The organism is Bradyrhizobium sp., from assembly GCF_035701725.1.
GTDB lineage: Bacteria > Pseudomonadota > Alphaproteobacteria > Rhizobiales > Xanthobacteraceae > Bradyrhizobium.
On the sequence record NZ_DASSRP010000355.1, the window covers coordinates 1 to 17,811 of the forward strand.

At 60.2% G+C, this 17,811-nt stretch carries 15 protein-coding genes and 1 tRNA gene; 6 read left to right on the forward strand and 10 right to left on the reverse strand.

All coding sequences use genetic code 11. The features are described 5' to 3' along the window. Positions 1–295 precede the first annotated feature (295 nt). The gene (locus tag VFL62_RS21160; RefSeq protein WP_325174336.1) at positions 296–3,391 is read right to left on the reverse strand and encodes a sensor domain-containing protein; all 3,096 of its coding nucleotides are present in this window, start codon (positions 3,389–3,391) and stop codon (positions 296–298) included. A gap of 399 nt (positions 3,392–3,790) precedes the next feature. Between VFL62_RS21160 and VFL62_RS21165 the strand changes: the two genes are divergently transcribed. Further along, positions 3,791–3,970, forward strand: coding sequence for a hypothetical protein (locus VFL62_RS21165; protein ID WP_325174337.1), 180 nt, complete (start codon positions 3,791–3,793; stop codon positions 3,968–3,970). Positions 3,971–4,085: 115 nt separating this feature from the next. Here VFL62_RS21165 and VFL62_RS21170 read toward each other — a convergent pair. The 3 genes from VFL62_RS21170 to VFL62_RS21180 form a co-directional block, all read right to left on the reverse strand. Next, a tRNA-Cys gene (locus VFL62_RS21170) sits at positions 4,086–4,159 on the reverse strand. 189 nt (positions 4,160–4,348) lie between these two features. Beyond that, on the reverse strand, positions 4,349–5,359 hold the full coding sequence (gene galE / locus VFL62_RS21175) for a UDP-glucose 4-epimerase GalE (protein WP_325174338.1): 1,011 nt from the start codon (positions 5,357–5,359) through the stop codon (positions 4,349–4,351). Positions 5,360–5,474: 115 nt separating this feature from the next. Then, on the reverse strand, positions 5,475–6,212 hold the full coding sequence (locus tag VFL62_RS21180) for a tRNA-uridine aminocarboxypropyltransferase (protein WP_325174339.1): 738 nt from the start codon (positions 6,210–6,212) through the stop codon (positions 5,475–5,477). Between the two features lie 125 nt (positions 6,213–6,337). On the opposite strand from VFL62_RS21180, the gene VFL62_RS21185 reads away from it, so the two are divergent. The 4 genes from VFL62_RS21185 to VFL62_RS21200 all read left to right on the forward strand — a co-directional run bounded on the left by VFL62_RS21185 (position 6,338) and on the right by VFL62_RS21200 (position 10,934). Beyond that, positions 6,338–7,651 carry an NAD(P)/FAD-dependent oxidoreductase gene (locus VFL62_RS21185; RefSeq protein ID WP_325174340.1) on the forward strand — a complete coding sequence of 438 codons (1,314 nt, stop codon included), beginning with the start codon at positions 6,338–6,340 and terminating at the stop codon, positions 7,649–7,651. Positions 7,652–7,654: 3 nt separating this feature from the next. Continuing rightward, a complete protein-coding gene (locus VFL62_RS21190; protein ID WP_325174341.1) occupies positions 7,655–8,503 on the forward strand; it encodes a DUF1365 domain-containing protein in 849 nt (282 codons plus the stop codon). 18 nt (positions 8,504–8,521) lie between these two features. Next, positions 8,522–9,748, forward strand: a complete 1,227-nt coding sequence (locus VFL62_RS21195; protein WP_325174342.1) for a cyclopropane-fatty-acyl-phospholipid synthase family protein — start codon at positions 8,522–8,524, stop codon at positions 9,746–9,748. A gap of 145 nt (positions 9,749–9,893) precedes the next feature. Continuing rightward, a complete protein-coding gene (locus tag VFL62_RS21200; protein WP_325174343.1) occupies positions 9,894–10,934 on the forward strand; it encodes a cysteine synthase A in 1,041 nt (346 codons plus the stop codon). Here VFL62_RS21200 and VFL62_RS21205 read toward each other — a convergent pair whose 3' ends face one another. The 4 genes from VFL62_RS21205 to VFL62_RS21220 are packed head-to-tail and all read right to left on the reverse strand — an operon-like array spanning position 10,935 to position 15,436. Beyond that, positions 10,935–11,675: an amino acid ABC transporter ATP-binding protein gene (locus VFL62_RS21205; RefSeq protein ID WP_325174344.1), complete on the reverse strand. Its 741-nt coding sequence runs from the start codon at positions 11,673–11,675 to the stop codon at positions 10,935–10,937. A gap of 12 nt (positions 11,676–11,687) precedes the next feature. Continuing rightward, positions 11,688–13,199 carry an amino acid ABC transporter permease gene (locus VFL62_RS21210; protein ID WP_325174345.1) on the reverse strand — a complete coding sequence of 504 codons (1,512 nt, stop codon included), beginning with the start codon at positions 13,197–13,199 and terminating at the stop codon, positions 11,688–11,690. Beyond that, on the reverse strand, positions 13,196–14,401 hold the full coding sequence (locus VFL62_RS21215) for an ABC transporter permease subunit (protein WP_325174346.1): 1,206 nt from the start codon (positions 14,399–14,401) through the stop codon (positions 13,196–13,198). The genes VFL62_RS21210 and VFL62_RS21215 overlap by 4 nt, the downstream gene beginning before the upstream one ends. A 21-nt stretch (positions 14,402–14,422) precedes the next feature. Continuing rightward, entirely contained in the window at positions 14,423–15,436 is a 1,014-nt protein-coding gene (locus tag VFL62_RS21220; protein WP_325174347.1) for an amino acid ABC transporter substrate-binding protein, read from the reverse strand. Between the two features lie 323 nt (positions 15,437–15,759). Between VFL62_RS21220 and metC the strand changes: the two genes are divergently transcribed. Then, positions 15,760–16,959 carry a cystathionine beta-lyase gene (metC, locus tag VFL62_RS21225; protein WP_325174348.1) on the forward strand — a complete coding sequence of 400 codons (1,200 nt, stop codon included), beginning with the start codon at positions 15,760–15,762 and terminating at the stop codon, positions 16,957–16,959. Here the strand turns inward: metC and VFL62_RS21230 are convergent. Both VFL62_RS21230 and VFL62_RS21235 read right to left on the reverse strand, forming a co-directional pair. Then, a complete protein-coding gene (locus VFL62_RS21230; protein WP_325174349.1) occupies positions 16,956–17,285 on the reverse strand; it encodes a lipid-A-disaccharide synthase N-terminal domain-containing protein in 330 nt (109 codons plus the stop codon). The genes metC and VFL62_RS21230 overlap by 4 nt on opposite strands. Next, on the reverse strand, positions 17,282–17,811 hold a 530-nt coding region (locus tag VFL62_RS21235; protein ID WP_325174350.1), incomplete at its 5' end, for a glycosyltransferase. The genes VFL62_RS21235 and VFL62_RS21230, both read right to left, overlap by 4 nt.

Genomic DNA, 17,811 nt, shown 5'->3' on the forward strand with positions numbered 1-17,811 from the left:
CCTCGCATCCGTGATCACGCCGATCTTAACGCTGCCCCCGGAAATTTCACCGGCGAAGACCGTCGGGCCCAGCGCCAGCGTGCCTGCAACGGAAATACCCGCAATTGCTGCCCTGCATCGGCGGCCAATATTCCCCATCCCGCTCTCCCCTCGACATTTCGAAACGACGTCCGACCGACATCAACGCGCGCTCGCCAGACCCAGCGAGACTGAACGAGCATTGTACGTAGCAAGCGGTGTGCCAAGAGGTCGGCGATGCAGACCACGGATGCGCGGATCGGGTCTTGAGATCGGTTCAGGCGGTCTCGCGCACCTCTTCCCGCGCGCGACCGACCAGTTCGCCATATCGGTCGATCGCCGAGGGACGGCCGACAAAGTAGCCTTGGACCTCGTCACACGATTCCTGACTGAGGAATGAAAGCTGTTCCTGTGTCTCCACGCCTTCGGCTATGACCGGCAGGTTGAGACCGCGCGCCAATCCGATCACCGCGCGCACGATTGCGGCCGATTGCGGATTGGCCACAACGCTGGAAATGAACGACTGATCAATCTTGATCTTGTCGAACGGGAACGCCTGAAGATAAGCGAGCGAAGAGTAACCTGTTCCGAAGTCATCCATCGATATGCGGACGCCAAGCGCCTTGAGCCGCCGCATGATGGATAAGGCACGAGAAAAATCGCCGATCAGCACGTTTTCCGTGATTTCGATTTCGAGCCGATGCGGTGCAAGACCAGTTTCCAGGAGGATGCTGTGGACGAGCGTCGGAAGATCGCCGTCGCGGAACTGGACCGGTGACACGTTGATCGCAACGTTCAACGGCCGCGGCCACGATGCTGCTTCACGGCAAGCGTCGCGCAGAATCCATTCGCCCATCGGAAGGATGGTTCCGGATTCCTCGGCAAGCGGGATGAAGACGTTGGGCGGGACCCAGCCGCGCTCCGGATGTCTCCAGCGCGCCAAGGCCTCAAAGCCCGTGATGGCCGAGCCGATCCGCATCTGGGGTTGATAATAGAGGGTGATCTCGCCGTTGGCGACCGCGTTCTCGAGATCCCGCTGCATCGCGCGTCGCTCCCGCAGATGCGCGTTCATCTGCGCCTCGAAGAAACGCACCGAGCCGCGGCCCTCCGCCTTGGCGCGATAAAGCGCGGCATCGGCGTTGCCGACGACAGTCATCGCATCGAGGCCATCGGTGGGATAAATCGCAACCCCAATGCTGGTCGCATTGCGCAATCGCTGGCCGTCGATGACGAAATCATTGGCGAACTCGCCGAGTAGCCGTTGAGCAAGCGCCTCCGCGCTCGCCGGCTGCGGCCCGGTTGCAACCAGGGTGAACTCGTCGCCGCCGAGACGAGCGACAAAGGCCCCCTCCGCCGCCGACTGCAGGCGCCGCGCAACCTCCTGCAGCAGACCGTCACCGACCAGATGACCATAGGTGTCGTTGATTTCCTTGAACCGATCGAGGTCGAGACAAAGCACGGCAAACATCTGGCCGTTGGCATCGGCCTGTTCGATAGCCGAACCGAGGTGCTTGGTGAATGCCGCCCGGTTCGGCAGGTCCGTCAACGCGTCGTAATGGGCAAGATGCGCAATCCGCTCCTGATCCTTCTTTCTCTCGGTAATGTCTTCGGCAACGCCAAGCAGGTACTGCGACTGATCGTCATCGCCGGGAATGGTAAGCCGCCGTGTTGCGATCAGTCGTTCGCCATGGTCGCGCGTCGCAATCGTCTCCTCGTCGAAGGAATGTTTCTGCGCGCCGTGGAGAACTTCGAGATCGCGCACAAAGGAAAGACTGGCCTCGTCCGACGACAACAGGTCAAAATCGGTCTTTCCGACGATTTCCTCGCTCGGCATGCCGAAAAATTCCTCGCCGGCCCGGTTGATCAGGACGTATCGATGCTCCTGCGGCTCCTTTACGAAAAGAATTGCAGGCATGTTTTCAACGACCGCGTCAAGGAACGAACGGGTGCGCCGCAGCTCTTTCTCGGCTCTCCTGCGTTCGGTGACGTCGACGGCGACACTCAATGTCGCCAGATGGCCTTCATAGGGAAGCATCTTGGCGTAGATAATGACATCGATCGGCGAGCCGTCCGCTTTGATGTGCCGCCAGACGCGGTCGCTCCGAACTTCACCCGGCGCGGCGTTGGCAACGGTGTTTCGCAACAGCGCCTGGTCCTCCTTCGACCTGATGTCGAGCGAGGTCATCTTCATGAACTGTTCGCGACTGTACCCATAATGCTGACAGGCAGCGTCGTTGACCGCCAGATATTCAAATGTATTGCGATCCCACAGGAACATCGGCAACGGATGACTATCGAACAGCAGGCGGAACGACGCTTCCTTGCGCTTCAAATCGGTAATTTCGATGCGAATACCGACGCTGCCGCCGTCGGACGTTCGCCGCTCCATGATCTTGAGCCAGCGATTGCCATGCAGCAGTTGCTCTTCTTCGTTCTCTGGCTGACGATGTCGCGCCAGCCGGGCCGCCAGCCACTCTTCCTCCTGGCCCTCGGCCTCGGGAAACCGTCCCGCTTTCATACCGGCGCGAAGCGTATCTTCGAAACGCGTCTCGCTGGTTATCTTGTAACCGTCCCACTCGTGAAGCTCGGCAAAGCGACGATTCCACATCACGTAGCGGTCATCCGCGTCAAACAGCACGAAGCCTTCGGGAATGGCGTCACACGCTTCACGAAGTCGCGCGTGCGCCGCGCGCTCCGAATATTCGGCGCGTTCGGCGGCCGCGATCGCCGCTTTCAGGCGATCATTGCCGTCCTTGGTTCGGCGCGCGAAATGATAGATGCCAAACAGCGCCGCGACGCTGGCGAGGCTGCCGAGCAGCATTGTCGACACCAGCAGAACCGCGGACCTGCTCAGTCGCTGGAACGAGGCGGCCGCTTCGCCCTGCGCCGCTTGTGATGTCTCCGCCTCGAAAGTGAGCAGGAGATGCTTTGCGAGCTTGATCTGTTCGAGGATGCGCGAGAAATGATACCTCTTCGCGACAGGCGAGATCTCGCCCGGCGCCTGGTCCCGCAGTTCCTCCCAACTATGCTTTAGCGATACGACGGCTTGGCTCAGCCTTTGCTGATCGCGAAGCGAAAGCGCGTTAGAGCTGGATTTGATAACCTTGTCGACCGCCAAATCGAGCTCGTTGAACTGGCGTTCCGCCTCCGCGCGAACCTGCGAACGATCGGCCGGTGAGAGCTCCAGCGCCACCGCCGTGAAATTAACAAGGCTCTGCGAAGTCTTGTCGATGACGTCGCGCGCGAGCTTCACGTCCGAGACGGCTTGCTCGATCCTTGCGATGCTTCCACGCAGGTGCCCCAGCTCCAGAATACCGAGTGCAAGGGGGATCGCGGCAGCGCCAAGCGCCAACGCCACCGCTCCGATCAGCATTATCTGGACCCTGGGGAAGCTATTCATCAGACACGTTTAACGGACGATCACCTACTCGTTGTTTCTGCGACTTTGCCGATCTCGGCCGTATCGAAGCCACTTTGGCGCCGGCTCTGCCATGCAATGCGGGTTCGATGTTCGGCAAAAAATTGATTTGCGATTCAAAGCGTGGCAGCGCGCCGTAAAGTTTTGGTGAACCGATAGCGATGGCGCCCCGTGGTGCATGGCTGCTCGTCCGCAACCAACGGCGAGAATGCGCGGCGCGTGTTACCTGCGTCGCCTTAACGTCTTGTCAACCAAACCGCCGGGGACCGGCGGATCGATACAATTTGAATCGATCGCTCAAGCGCAAAAAAAGGAACTTTTGCGACGCTTGGCACTCCAAGGCGGGAGTGCTCCATGAGCGAAGCAGAGTTCGAGCGATTGCTTGATGCCATCAGTGTGGCAATCACGCCGATTCCGCAGCAGGACTTCGTGACGGACATGATGGGCTGCAGCCGCGCGCCCGAGGCCGCCAACGACAACGGAGCGGAATGGCCGCTGATCCCCTTCCCCGATGGCTGGCACGCCGCCTGCTGACCACGCCATCAGCAAGATCCCAGACACCAGTTGCAGCTTTCGCCTGGACGGATCTTTCAGATCGCAGCCTTCAGCTCTTTCGCTGAAAACTACTCTAAGCCTCTGATTTTATTGCTGGAGGCCACGACCAGAATTGAACTGGTGTAAACGGTTTTGCAGACCGCTGCGTAACCACTCCGCCACGTGGCCCCATGGGGCGGATCAATACAGGGCCTCAAGGACTTAGACAACCACCAATCCTAGGGTTCGGGCGGCTGGTGGAAATCCCTGGCGATCCACGCCACGTCCAAATCCTTAAATCTTGCGCCGGCCGGGATATTCCAACCACGGGAGCAGTGTTCTCGGTCGCGTCCTCAACAAGCGGTAACAGAGCAACGTCTAGGCGTCATACCCGTTGGGATTTTGGCTCTGCCACCGCCAATGATCCCTGCACATCGTCTCCAAATCCTTGGTGGCGCGCCACCCCCCGAGCACTTTCGTTGCAAGATCGGTTCCGGCGTAGCACGTGGCGACATCACCGGCCCGCCGGGGCCGTAGATCGTACGGAACCGGCCGTCCGCTGGCTTTCTCGAAAGCCTTGACGACTTCCAGCACGCTATAACCCCTTCCCGTTCCGAGATTGACCGCAAAGCAGGCGGGCTTGTCGAGCGATGCGAGCGCGGCGACATGTCCCTGCGCCAGGTCCACGACGTGAATATAATCGCGAACGCCGGTGCCGTCGGGCGTGTCATAATCGTTTCCGAAGATGTTCAGCCGCTCGCGCCGCCCGACGGCCACTTGGGCCACGAACGGCAAAAGGTTGTTCGGCACGCCCTTCGGATCTTCACCGATCAGGCCACTCTCATGCGCGCCGATGGGATTGAAATAGCGAAGGATGCCGATGCTCCAGGATCGATCGCTGACGAACAGATCGCGTAGCATTTGCTCGACGAAAAACTTCGTCTGTCCGTACGGATTGACCGGCCCGAGCGGATGATCCTCGGTGTAAGGCAGAAACTTCGGATCTCCATACACAGTCGCAGAGGACGAGAAGATGATGCGCTTGATGCCACATCCCTGCATCGCCCGTAGCAGGCGATGGGTGCCGATGACGTTGTTGTCGTAGTAATCGAGCGGCGAACTGACGGATTCGAACACCGATTTCAGGCCGGCAAAATGAACGACCGCTGTGCAGCCGAATTCGCGCAAGGTTTTTTCGATGACAGCCTGGTCGCGGATATCGCCCTCGACGACGGCGAGCGGCTTCCTGCATATCTGCCTGATGCGTTCGAGCGAGGTTCGACTGCTGTTTGAGAAGTTGTCGAGGACGACAACCTGCTTGCCCGCGTTGAGAAGCTCGACGCAGGCGTGAGAGCCGATGTAGCCGGCACCACCCGTTACCAAAATCATGCGATCTCCTCACGGGCCGGCCGCTTCGCCTCAGTGAACCAGCCCGGTTAGCAAATAAACTTCAGATGTCCATAACGGCGGCTTAATACCGACTCCGCTGACGTAACCACTCGCCTCAACTTCTCCTGCGACGGCGAAAATCGCGTCTTGGCCTCGGCTTCGGCGCCAGCGAGGGCATTTCTTCCGTCACTTCACGGTATCTCTTCAACATCTGTGTGAAGCTGAGGTTCAGGGTTTCGGCGATATCGGGGCGCCCCTCGAGCGCGGAAAGCACGAGCCCCGCCGCCTCGATTGTCGACAAACCGTCCCGGCGCGGCTCCCGGCGAAGCCTTCCGTAACGCGACGGGGACGAGGGTCCCAGGATCACGCGCTGGCACTTCAGCATCCAGGGATTGCGCCACCATAGCGCCTTGGCTTGGCTCCAGCTGCCATCCAGGAGCACGACCCCTTCAATTGCACGCAAGATCGCGCGTTGGTTTTCCGCCATTTCGCCCTTGCGATTGATCGCGACGACCTCCTGCTTGGTGTCAAGGTCTGCCACTTTCGCCGAGCCCAGATAGAGCACCGCCCATCGCGAGGGATCGGCGACGGGCCGGCCCAGCGCCTTGGAGAGACTAGGCCAGGACAGACCAACCCTGAGGGTCGCGGTCTTGAAATGCATTGCCGCCAGACGAGCGGTACCGAGCGCCCTGTCCTGCTCCTGCGGATGCTGCAAAATTAACAGCTCGACGCGATTTTCGATCGGCTTGACGCTGTCGCAGATGCACAGCGGCACCGGCTTGTGGCAATGCGGACAATCTGGCGGCAGCGCGGCCGGCGCGGCGCCATCTTGGGCCTCGGAACCTTCGGACATATGCCTGCTATACGCCGCGCGGTGACCGGCTTCAACGGCCGCGCGCGGAGACGACCGCCTCCACTCGGGTTCGAAACTTTCGCCTTGAGCCCCCGTACCTAGGGGGCAACGGGCAGAGGGCTGGAATGCGCATCGCGGTGGTTGGGACGGGAATTGCCGGCAATGCCGCCGCATGGACCTTGTCGAGACGTTATCCCGTAACGGTCTATGAGAGGGACCTCCGGCCGGGCGGGCACAGCCATACGGTTACCGTGGACTATGACGGGACGTCTCTTTCCGTTGATACCGGCTTCATCGTTTACAACGAACTCAACTATCCCGACCTGACCGCGCTGTTTGACCACCTCGGCGTCGAAACGACCGAGAGCTGCATGAGCTTTGCCGTGAGCGCCGATGGCGGCCGCTTCGAGTGGAAAGGCGGCGGCAACAATTGGTGGCAGACTGCGGCCGGGCTCTTCGCGCAGCGGCGGAACATGTTGTCACCGAGCTATCTGTGGATGCTGCGAGACATTCTGACGTTCGGCCGCGAGAGCATTGAGGACTACGCCGCCGGCCGTTTGAACGGGCTCAGCCTGGGCGAATATTTTCGCTCGCGGAAATTCGCCCCGCGATTGCTGTCCGACTATCTTGGCCCGATGGGCGCCGCGATCTGGTCGGCGCCGGCGCAGGAAATACTGGACTTTCCCGCCGCGAATTTCGTGGCGTTCTTCAAGAATCATCGCCTCTTGCAGTACGAGCGCCCGGTCTGGCGAACCGTCAAGGGCGGCAGTCAAAACTACGTCGCGAAACTGACCGACGCGTTCCGGCATAACATCCGCCTGGGCTGCGCGGTCACTTCGATCGAACGCAAAGCACGAGGCGTCGTCGTGACCGACAGCGCGGGCGATCGCGAGATCTACGACCATGTCGTCATCGCGGCGCATAGCGATCAGGCGTTGGGACTGTTGAAGGATGCTGACGATCGCGAGCGCGCCATCCTGGGTAAGATTGGATATTCGCCGAACACGATCTACCTGCACCGGGACACCAGGCTGATGCCCCGCAGACGACGCGCCTGGGCATCGTGGAATTTTCTGCGCTGGCCCCGGCAAGGGACGTCCCTCAACGATGTCGCCGTCACCTACTGGATGAACGAACTTCAGGGCATTGACAAAGACAAGCCGCTGTTCGTCAGCCTCAATCCACCGTTCGAACCCCAAGCCGCCCTCACCTTCGGCAAATATGTCTGTGAGCATCCGCGGTACGACGCCGCAGCTTTTGCCGCGCAACAGCGTCTCGGCGAGATCCAGGGTAAGCGCCACACCTGGTTCTGCGGCGCCTGGACCGGCTACGGCTTCCACGAAGATGGTCTAAGATCGGCCTTGTCGGTGGCGGAAGCTTTGGGGGCAACCGCGCCCTGGCGCGCAAGCCCGCGCGAACTGGCTGAGGCCGCGGAGTAGCCGATGCGAAATGCCAAATTGGGATCCGACGCGATCGCAGGCGACGCTGCCGTGCTGTATGTTGGTAAGGTCATGCATGCCCGTCTCAAGCCGATCGGACACCGATTCACTTATCGGGTCATGAGCCTGCTTCTCGACCTCGGCCGGCTTGAGGCTGCCGACCGGCAATCACGGCTGTTCGGCGTGAACCGGCCGGCGCTCTATAGTTTCCACGAAGCGGACCACGGCGATCGCGACGGCTCGTCGTTGCGGCTTTACGCCGAGCGGCGGGCATACGAGCACGGGATCGATATCAGGGGAGGACGGGTCCTGCTGCTCTGCTATCCCCGTTTGTTCGGTTACACCTTCAATCCGCTGTCGGTCTATTTCTGCTATTTCGCGAACGGAGAGCTAGCTCTCCTCATTTATGAGGTCAGAAACACGTTCGGCGACAGCCACGCTTATGTGCTGCCCGTGCGCAGCGGCGACCTGAGCCGTGGTCGGCTCCGCCAGACCCAGGACAAGCGATTTTACGTCTCGCCCTTCGTCGAGATGGCAATGCGTTACCTTTTTCGAGTGGCGCTCCCGAGCGACGACGTCAAGCTGCGTATCATCGAGACCGACAGCGAAGGCCCCGTGCTTGCGGCGACCTTCACCGGCCGACGGCGGAATTTGACCAGCAAAGAACTGTTACGATCATTCGTTTCGCTTCCGTTTGTCACCTTCAAGGTCATCGTCGCCATCCACTGGGAGGCACTCCGGCTTTGGCTGAAGGGCGTGCAGCTAGTGCCGCGGCACGCCGATCAAAGCTTGGCGGCTGGCACCCACAATGATTATACTTCCAAAGCAATGTCTGCCGGCGGCAGACGGTGAATCTTAAGTCGGTCGGCCATGCCCGAGGTGATTACGATCACGTCCGATAGTGTGGATCGCCTGCCTGCGGACCTGCCCCGCATGGTCCGCCTGGCGCTCGGCTATGGCGCGAAGCTTCGTTACGGCTCGCTGGAGGTAACCCTTCCTGACGCGCGTGTCGTCAGGCTTGGCGATAACAGCCCGGGACCTGCCGCTGCCATGAAAGTCTATCACTATGGCTTTGCGTCGCGCCTGATCCGCGGCGGTGACATTGGCATTGCCGAGGCTTATCTGCGCGGCGAATGGGATACGCCGGATCTCACCCAGTTTCTTTATCTCTTCTGCGTCAACCAGGACTGGATGCGATCGATGCTGATCGGCAAGCCGATGGTGCGCGCCATCCAGACGGTCCGCCACTGGCTCAACCGCAATACCAGGCGTCAGGCACGGCGAAACATCTACCGCCACTACGATATCGGAAACGCCTTCTATTCTGCCTGGCTCGACTCGAGCATGACCTATTCGTCGGCATTGTTCGAAGAGCACACCACAGACCTCGCCGCTGCCCAGAACAACAAGTACCGCCGGCTTGCCGAAGCGATCGACCTCAGGCCCGGACAGAGGCTGCTCGAGATCGGCTGCGGATGGGGCGGGTTTGCGGAATATGCGGCGAAGATCGGCGCCAGGGTGGTCGGACTGACGATCAGCAAGGAGCAACGTGAATTCGCGCTGGCACGAATTCAGGCCGCCGGCCTTAACGATCGGGTCGAGATCAAGCTGCAGGACTATCGCGACGAACGCGACGCCTACGACCGCATTGCCTCGATCGAAATGATCGAGGCGGTGGGCGAGGAATTCTGGCCACGCTATTTTTCGCAGTTGCGCGATCGCCTGCTGCCCGGCGGCCTTGCAGGTATCCAGGCCATCACCATCCAGGACAGCCTGTTCCACACCTACCGGCGCGAGGTCGACTTCATCCAGCGCTACGTCTTTCCCGGCGGCATGCTGCCTTCACCACAGATCCTTAAAGCGCTCGGCGAACGTTTCGGTGTCCCTGTCATACGCGAGCGAATTTTCGGGCAAGATTATGCCACGACCCTGGCGACCTGGCGAAATAACTTCCGCGCCGCATGGCCGAGCCTGATCCCCCTTGGTTTCGACGATCGTTTTCGCAGGCTGTGGGAATACTATCTTGCCTACTGCGAGGCCGGATTTCGATCAGGAAATATCGACGTTCGTCAGGTCGTGTTCGCAAAAGCGGACTAACCGCAGCGCACAAATCAGCGGTAGAAGCAGCTTCCACTTTCATCCATCGCACTTTACTGTGGCGGCTCACTTTTGAACCGAACCACGCCGAACTCGTTGAATTGATGAACTTCGACGGTCGCGCTTCGAGCAAGAACCTGCACGCATGAAAATCAAGAACGACGTTATCGAAGCGATCGGCGACACCCCGCTGATCAAGCTGAAGCAGGCCTCCGAACTGACCGGCTGTACTATCCTTGGCAAAGCCGAGTTCATGAATCCCGGTCAGTCCGTGAAGGATCGTGCCGGCAAGTGGATGATCCTTGAGGCTGAGAAGCGCGGCGAGCTCAAGCCGGGAGGCCTCGTGGTCGAGGCAACCGCAGGCAATACCGGGATCGGTCTTGCCGTGGTCGCAAGCGCCCGCGGCTATCGCACTCTGATCGTCATTCCGGAAACCCAGAGCCAGGAAAAGAAGGACACGTTGCGGCTTTGCGGCGCCGAATTGGTAGAGGTGCCGGCGCTGCCCTATGCCAACCCGAACAACTATCAGCACATCGGACGGCGCCTGGCCGACCAGTTGCGCGCGCATGAACCGAACGGCGTCCTGTTCGCCGATCAATGGAACAATCTCGATAATCCCAAGGCGCATTACGAATCGACCGGGCCTGAGATCTGGCAACAGACCGACGGAAAGATCGATGGTTTCATCTGCTCGGTCGGATCAGGCGGTACCCTCGCCGGAACGAGCAGGTTCCTGAAAGAGAAGAGCAAGGCAGTCGTCATCGGCTGCGCTGATCCTCACGGCGCTGCGATGTATGAGCTATTCAAACACGGACAAGCCAAGGCCACACCGGGCGGATCGATCACCGAAGGCATTGGCCTTGGGCGCGTCACTCCCATCGTCGAGCAGGCACTGGTTGATGAAGCCTATTTGATCCCGGACGAAGAAGCTGTCCCCATCATCTACGAATTGCTTGAGCACGAAGGCCTATGCCTCGGCGGCTCGACCGGCATCAATGTGGCTGGCGCGATCCGGCTGGCCAAGCAACTGGGGCCCGGCAAGACGATCGTGACGATCCTTTGTGATTCCGGAAATCGCTACCAATCAAAACTGTTCAATCCGGAATTCATGCGCTCGAAGAAGCTGCCGGTGCCGGCGTGGCTGGAAAAGCGCAGCCAGGTCGCCATTCCATTTGCGAAGGTATGATCAGCGCAATATCTGGCTGAGGAAGAGCTTGGTCCGCGCATGCTGCGGATTGGCGAAGAAGTTGTCGGGCGTGTTGGTCTCGATGATCTGACCGGCGTCCATGAAAACGATGCGGTTGGCTACCTCGCGGGCGAAACCCATTTCGTGCGTCACCACCAGCATGGTCATGCCCTCTCTGGCGAGATCAACCATGGTATCGAGCACCTCCTTGACCATTTCCGGATCGAGAGCTGAGGTTGGCTCGTCGAACAGCATGACCTTCGGGTTCATCGTCAGCGCGCGCGCGATCGCCACCCGCTGCTGCTGACCACCAGACAGCTGCCCCGGATATTTGTTGGCCTGATGGGGGATCTTCACCCGCTCCAAATATTTCATGGCGGCTGCTTCGGCATCCTTCTTCGGCATATGCCGAACCCAGATCGGCGCCAGCGTGCAGTTCTCGAGCACGGTCAGATGCGGAAACAGATTGAAGCTCTGAAACACCATACCCACTTCGCGTCGGACTTCGTCGACCCGCCGCAACTGCGGACCAAGCTCGATACCGTCAACGACAATTCGCCCTTCCTGAAACTCCTCGAGCGCGTTGATGCAGCGGATGAACGTCGATTTTCCGGAACCGGACGGACCGCAGATTACGATGCGCTCACTCCTGGCCACGTCGAGGCCGATGTCGCGCAACACGTGAAAGTCGCCGTACCATTTGTTGAGCCCGGCAATTCCGACGATCGGATCTGTGGTCATGAGGTCTCTCGGTTACTTACGATGAGCATTCAACCTGTTCTCGACGAACAGGGAATAGCGGGACATTCCAAAGCAAAAAGCGAAATAGATCATTCCGGCGAACGCAAACCCGGTAAACAGCGTCGTTGGCGTCGCCCAGACCGGGTCGGCGAAAGAGGCGTGCACCTGGCCCAGCAGGTCGAATAGCGCCACGATCGACACCAGTGAGGTGTCTTTAAACAGACTGATGAAGCTGTTGACGATCCCGGGAATGACGTGGCGGAGCGCCTGCGGCATCACGATAAAGGCAGTCGTCTTCCACCAGGAAAGCCCGATGGCGCTGGCGGCCTCGCTCTGCCCGCGTGGAATTGCCTGCAGCCCGCCGCGGATGACCTCGGCCATGTAGGCGCCCGAAAACAGCGCGATGCCGATCAGCGCGCGAACCAGGCCGTCGATCTTGAAATTGCCCGGCATGAAAAGCGGCAGCATGTAAGTCGCGAAGAACAGGACCGTGATCAAGGGAACGCCGCGCCAGACCTCGATGAAACCGACCGAAAAGAAGCGGATCAGGGGAATCGTCGAGCGGCGGCCGAGCGCCAGCGCAATCCCGATCGGCATGCAGGTCACGATACCGGTGACCGAAACGACCAGCGTTATCAGAAAGCCGCCCCACAGACCGCTATCGACGATCGGCAGCCCGCCGCGGTTTAGTCCCATCGCCGCAATCACGATGCCGATCCCGGCAAATGTCGCGGCACTGCCGAACAACATGCGCCATCCGCTGCGAAAACCACCGCTGAGGAAAAACAGGACCAAGGAAACAACCGTCGCGGTGACTGCGAAATCAGCCCATACCGGATCGGAAAAGTTCTGAATTTGCTTGTTGAGCCATACCAACGGCCAGATCAAGGCGGAAGCCGCCAGTCCAAGCCAGATAACGAGGGTGCCAAGCAACTGCAATATTGGCCCGATCACGGCCCTCGTCTCTGCGACCGTTGAGAGCCTTTGCCCAAAATCGCCGATCGCTCCGGCAAGGCCTGACAGGATGCCGGTGATCCAGCTCACACCAAAGCCGCTCAGTCCACCGCCTCGCAGCAAAAAGAACGCCACGACCGGAAAAGCGAGGAAGAACAGGCTGGCATTGAGGCCCTTTGCCGGCAGTGGAGGTATTAGCAGCGGCAGCAGCAGAATGGCGGCCAGGAAAAAGGTCAGGTTGACTCGCCAGCGCTCGGCTTCTGGATAAAAGCCGTAGATGAACTGGCTGAATTTTGCCTGGATGAACGGCCAGCAGGCGCCGACAGGATGGCCGACATTTTCGGCAAGACAGGCCGTGCGATCCTTGCCGCTCCAGACGGCATCGACCAGGAGAAATCTTATCGTCGGGACGATGATCAACCAAAGCAGGAGAATGCTCACCAGCGTGAGCAGGATATTCGTCGGTGAGTTGAACAGGCGCGCGCGCAGAAAGCCGACAAAGCCGGTCACCTTGATCGGCGCGGCGCGCTCAGGAACGAGTTCCTGTCGAACGAAGACAGGATCGGTCATACGCCCATACTCCGCCCGACCCGCCAGTTGTAGAAGCTCATCACTGCGCTCGTCACCAGCGAGATGAGCAGGTAGACGCCCATCGTAATGCCGATGATCTCAATCGCCTGCCCGGTCTGATTCAACGCCGTACCGGCAAAAACCGAAACGAGATCAGGATAGCCGATCGCGACCGCGAGCGATGAGTTCTTGGTGAGGTTGAGATATTGGTTGGTCAACGGCGGCAGGATGACGCGCATCGCCTGCGGCACCACGATCAGCCGCAAGGTCGCGCCGCGCGTGAGCCCCAGTGAAGAGCCGGCCTCCATCTGTCCCTTGTGAACCGCCAGGATGCCTGAACGCACGACCTCGGCGATGAACGCGCCGGTATAGGTGGAGAGCGCCAGCGTCAATGCCACGAGTTCAGGTATGATCCGCGATCCGCCGGCAAAATTGAAGCCGCGGAGCACGGGTATTTCAAAACTGACGGGTGCGCCGTAGATGCTTGCAGCCAGTAGCGGCAGTCCGATCAACATGCCGACCACGTAGGGCCAGATCGTTATCATCCGTCCAGATTGAAACAGTTGCCGACGCGCATAGAACCGTAACAGCAGCGAGGCGACGAATGCGATCAAGAGCGCGACCGCGACCGCTTCCCATCCGGGCTGCGGGACCGGCGTGGGCACCACGAGTCCGCGGTTGGACAGAAAGATGGCGCCAAACAGCGAAATGCTTTGCCTCGGCGACGGCAGCGCGCCGAGCACGGCGAGATACCAGAACAGGATCTGGAACAGCAGTGGAATGTTGCGCAACAACTCGACATAGCCGCCGGAAATCCGCGCCAGCAGCCAGTTCGGGGATAGCCGGCCGAGCGCAACCAAAAAGCCGATGACGGTCGCAAAGAAAATACCGATCACGGCAACAAGCAGCGTATTGAGCAAGCCGACGACGAAGACCCGCGCATAAGTGTCGGACTGCGTATACGGAATCAGGCTCTGGTTGACGTCGAAGCCAGCATTGTTGGTCAGGAAGCCAAAACCGGCAGCAATCCGCTGCGTCTCCAGATTACTGCGAACGTTGGCGATGACCTCATAGACGATCCAGGCTAGCAGGACCACAAACAGGACCTGCAGGACAACTCCGCTCCAGCCGGCGCCGCCACCGAGCACGCGCCGCAGTTTCGCAGCGAGTTGCCGCGGCGGTGGTCGTGGCCCGACACTCATGTTTGCAGCGATCTGGCGCGATCAGCGGATCGGCGGCGCGTACTGAATTCCGCCCTTGTTCCAGAGCGCATTGAGACCGCGGGCGATGCCGAGCGGCGAGCCGGCGCCAACGTTGCGGTCGAAGGTCTCGCCGTAATTGCCGACGGCCTTGATGATCCGGATAACCCAATCCTTGGTCAGACCGAGTTGTTCGCCGAAATTACCGTCCGTGCCGAGGACGCGTTTCAATTCCGGCTTGTCTGATTTTGCCATCTCGTCGACGTTGCGTTGGGTAATACCAAGTTCTTCAGCGTCGACCATGGCGAACAAAATCCACTTGACGATGTCGAACCATTGATCATCGCCATGGCGTACCATCGGGCCGAGCGGCTCTTTCGAAATGATCTCCGGCAACACGACGTGGTCGGCAGGATTGGTCATTTTGAGGCGGTAGGCATAGAGCCCCGAGGCGTCGGTCGTGAAGGCGTCGCAGCGCCCCGATTCGTAAGCCTTGACCGTCTCGTCGGCGCCGGCAAATGCAACCACCTCATATTTCATATTGTTGCTTTTGAAAAAGTCGGCAAGGTTTTGTTCCGTCGTCGTTCCCGTCTGCACGCACACCGAGGCGCTGTTGAGCTCAAGCGCCGAATTGACCTTCAGCGACTTTCTCACCATGAACCCCTGTCCATCGTAATAGGTCACGCCGGTGAAGTTGGCGCCAAGCGTGGTGTCACGCGAAAGCGTCCAGGTTGTATTGCGCGACAGCAGGTCGATCTCGCCGGATTGCAGAGCCGTGAAACGATCCTTGGCGGACAGAGCCACGAATTTGATCTTGGTTGGATCGTTGAAGATCGCCGCTGCGAGCGCGCGGCAGATATCGACGTCGATACCGGTCCAGTTTCCCTTGTCATCGGGCGCCGAGAAACCCGGCAATCCCTGGCTGACGCCGCAGGCCACCATGCCGCGGTCCTTGACCGTCTTGAGCGTCTGCGCGGTTGCAGACTGTGCGGAAAAACCGACGAGAGCGAGAGCAAGGACAAAAGAAACGCGTTTCATGGCGGGGGCCTTTCGAAGGTCGTCCGGGAGCGGTGGCTGTCCTACGCAGGCAAAGTGCGGGCCAACATCCGCCACGGCACGCGCCCCGGGATGGGCAAAATGGCCCATATTCCGGTTCGGACACGACGCGACGGTCGCCAGCAGGCCCCTCAACTCTGCAGCGAAGTTGTAATACCCATCACAGAACGACTGGAGGTCCGGGTCAAGGGGTTGACGGCGGTCTTCCCTGCCCTGCTATTAACGACTTGGCCTTCTTCGCCGTTTCGCAAACTCTTCATATTGCGATGCCGCCCGGACGGCCCACGAAGGAGACGGCCAAAAACATGAGCTCTGCCGGCGACGACAGTACCCCGCCCCTGAAAATCGAAACCGTGCTCGCAACTGCGGGACGCGATACCAAGGCGCAGAAAGGATTCGTCAATCCTCCCGTCGTGCACGGTTCCACCGTGCTCTATCCGACGGCGGATGATCTGCGAGCCCACCGCGGCGAGTTCCGTTATGGCCGTCACGGGACACCAACGACCAAAGCGCTCCAGCAGGCGCTGATGGCGCTGGAAGGGCCGCAATGCGCGGGGGTTGCTATCGCGCCCTCGGGCGCGGCTGCCATCAGTGCCACCCTGCTCGCGGTCCTGAAGGCAGGCGACCACATCCTGGTCTGCGACAATGCCTATCAGCCGACGCGTAATTGCTGCAACGGGCTGCTCGCTCGCTATGGCGTCGAGACCACGTATTTCGATCCCTTGATCGGAGGCGGCATCGCCGCTCTGTTCAAGCCGAATACCAAGGCGGTGCTGGTCGAGGCGCCCGGATCGCAATCCTTCGAGATGCCGGACGTGCCGGCGATCGCGGCGGCTGCGCACGCCCATGGAGCGATCGTCATCGACGACAATACCTGGGCTACGCCCCTGTTTCACCGCTCGCTCGAGCAAGGCGTCGATATCAGCATTCAGGCCGCGACCAAATATATCGGCGGACACTCGGACATCATGTTCGGCACCATTTCAGCCAATGCCAAGACCTGGCCCGCGCTCGTTGATGCGGTCCGCCTGCTTGGCCTGTGCGCCGGTCCGGACGACGTCTTTCTCGCCATCCGCGGCTTGCGGACGCTTGCCGTGCGGCTCGAGCAGCATCAGCGCTCCGGGCTGGAAATGGCGCGATGGCTTGCGCAGCGGCCCGAGGTCTTGCGCGTCTTGCACCCGGGCCTTGAGAGCGATCCGGGTCACGCCATCTGGAAACGGGATTTCACCGGAGCTTCGGGCCTGTTCAGCGTCGTGCTCAAACCCGCGCCCCAGGCAGCCGTCGATGCCATGCTCGACTCGCTCAAACTGTTTGGCATGGGCTACTCCTGGGGCGGCTTTGAAAGCCTGGTTATCCCCTTCGATTGCAGCAGCTATCGCACGGCGACCAAGTGGGCTCCAGGCGGCCCGACCCTCCGGTTTCACATTGGACTTGAGAACGTCGAAGACCTGAAGGCCGATCTGTCGCGTGGATTTGAACGTCTTAAAGTCCTGAACGCGACCTAGCTGTCGGTCCTTACTTGTTGCTTATGCAGGGCAATGAAATAGAGATTGCGCAGGTAGACGACGAGACCAAGAGCTTGGCCCGCAATGAAAACGGGGTCGCGACGATAGAGCGCGTAGACGAGCAGCAACGCGCCGCCGCCAACCGAAAAGAACCAGAACGCCACCGGAATCACGCTCCGGCGCGCGCGTTCTGATGCGATCCATTGCACTACGAAGCGCATGGTGAAAAAACCTTGCGCAGCAAATCCCAGGATGACCCAGCCGTCGAACTTAATGATGAAAACATCATGCAGATAGCTGACGAGGTTGTTGAAGAGTTCAGTCATTGGGTCACCTCAGTCGCGACCGGGGTCGGCTTTTTGCGCCGGATCAGCCACCAAACGCCTGCCAGGTCCATGATCCCGATCCATAGCCGGTCGAAAAAGCCATAGTTTGACACGCCGGAATGCCGGGGGCGGTCGATGACGTCGACATAGACGATGTCGTATCCTTCACGGCGCACCAGCGCGGGCAGAAAACGGTGCAAGCCATCGAAGTAAGGCAGCGCCAGGAACACCTCGCGCCGGAATGCCTTCAGGCCGCAGCCCGTGTCCCGGGTGCCGTCATGCAGGATCGAGTTGCGCACTTTATTGGCGATGCGCGATTGGAGCTTCTTGAAGCCGGTGTCCTTGCGGCCAACCCTCTGGCCGGCGGCAAGCCCCGTGCGTTCGCCGCCCTGCTCGATGGCGGAAATCAGCGCCGGCAGGAATGCAGGGTTGTTCTGGCCATCGCCGTCGAGCGTCGCCACGATGGCGCCCCGCGCGGCGCGGACCCCGCTCCTCACCGCGGCCGACTGGCCCGAGGATTCTGCGT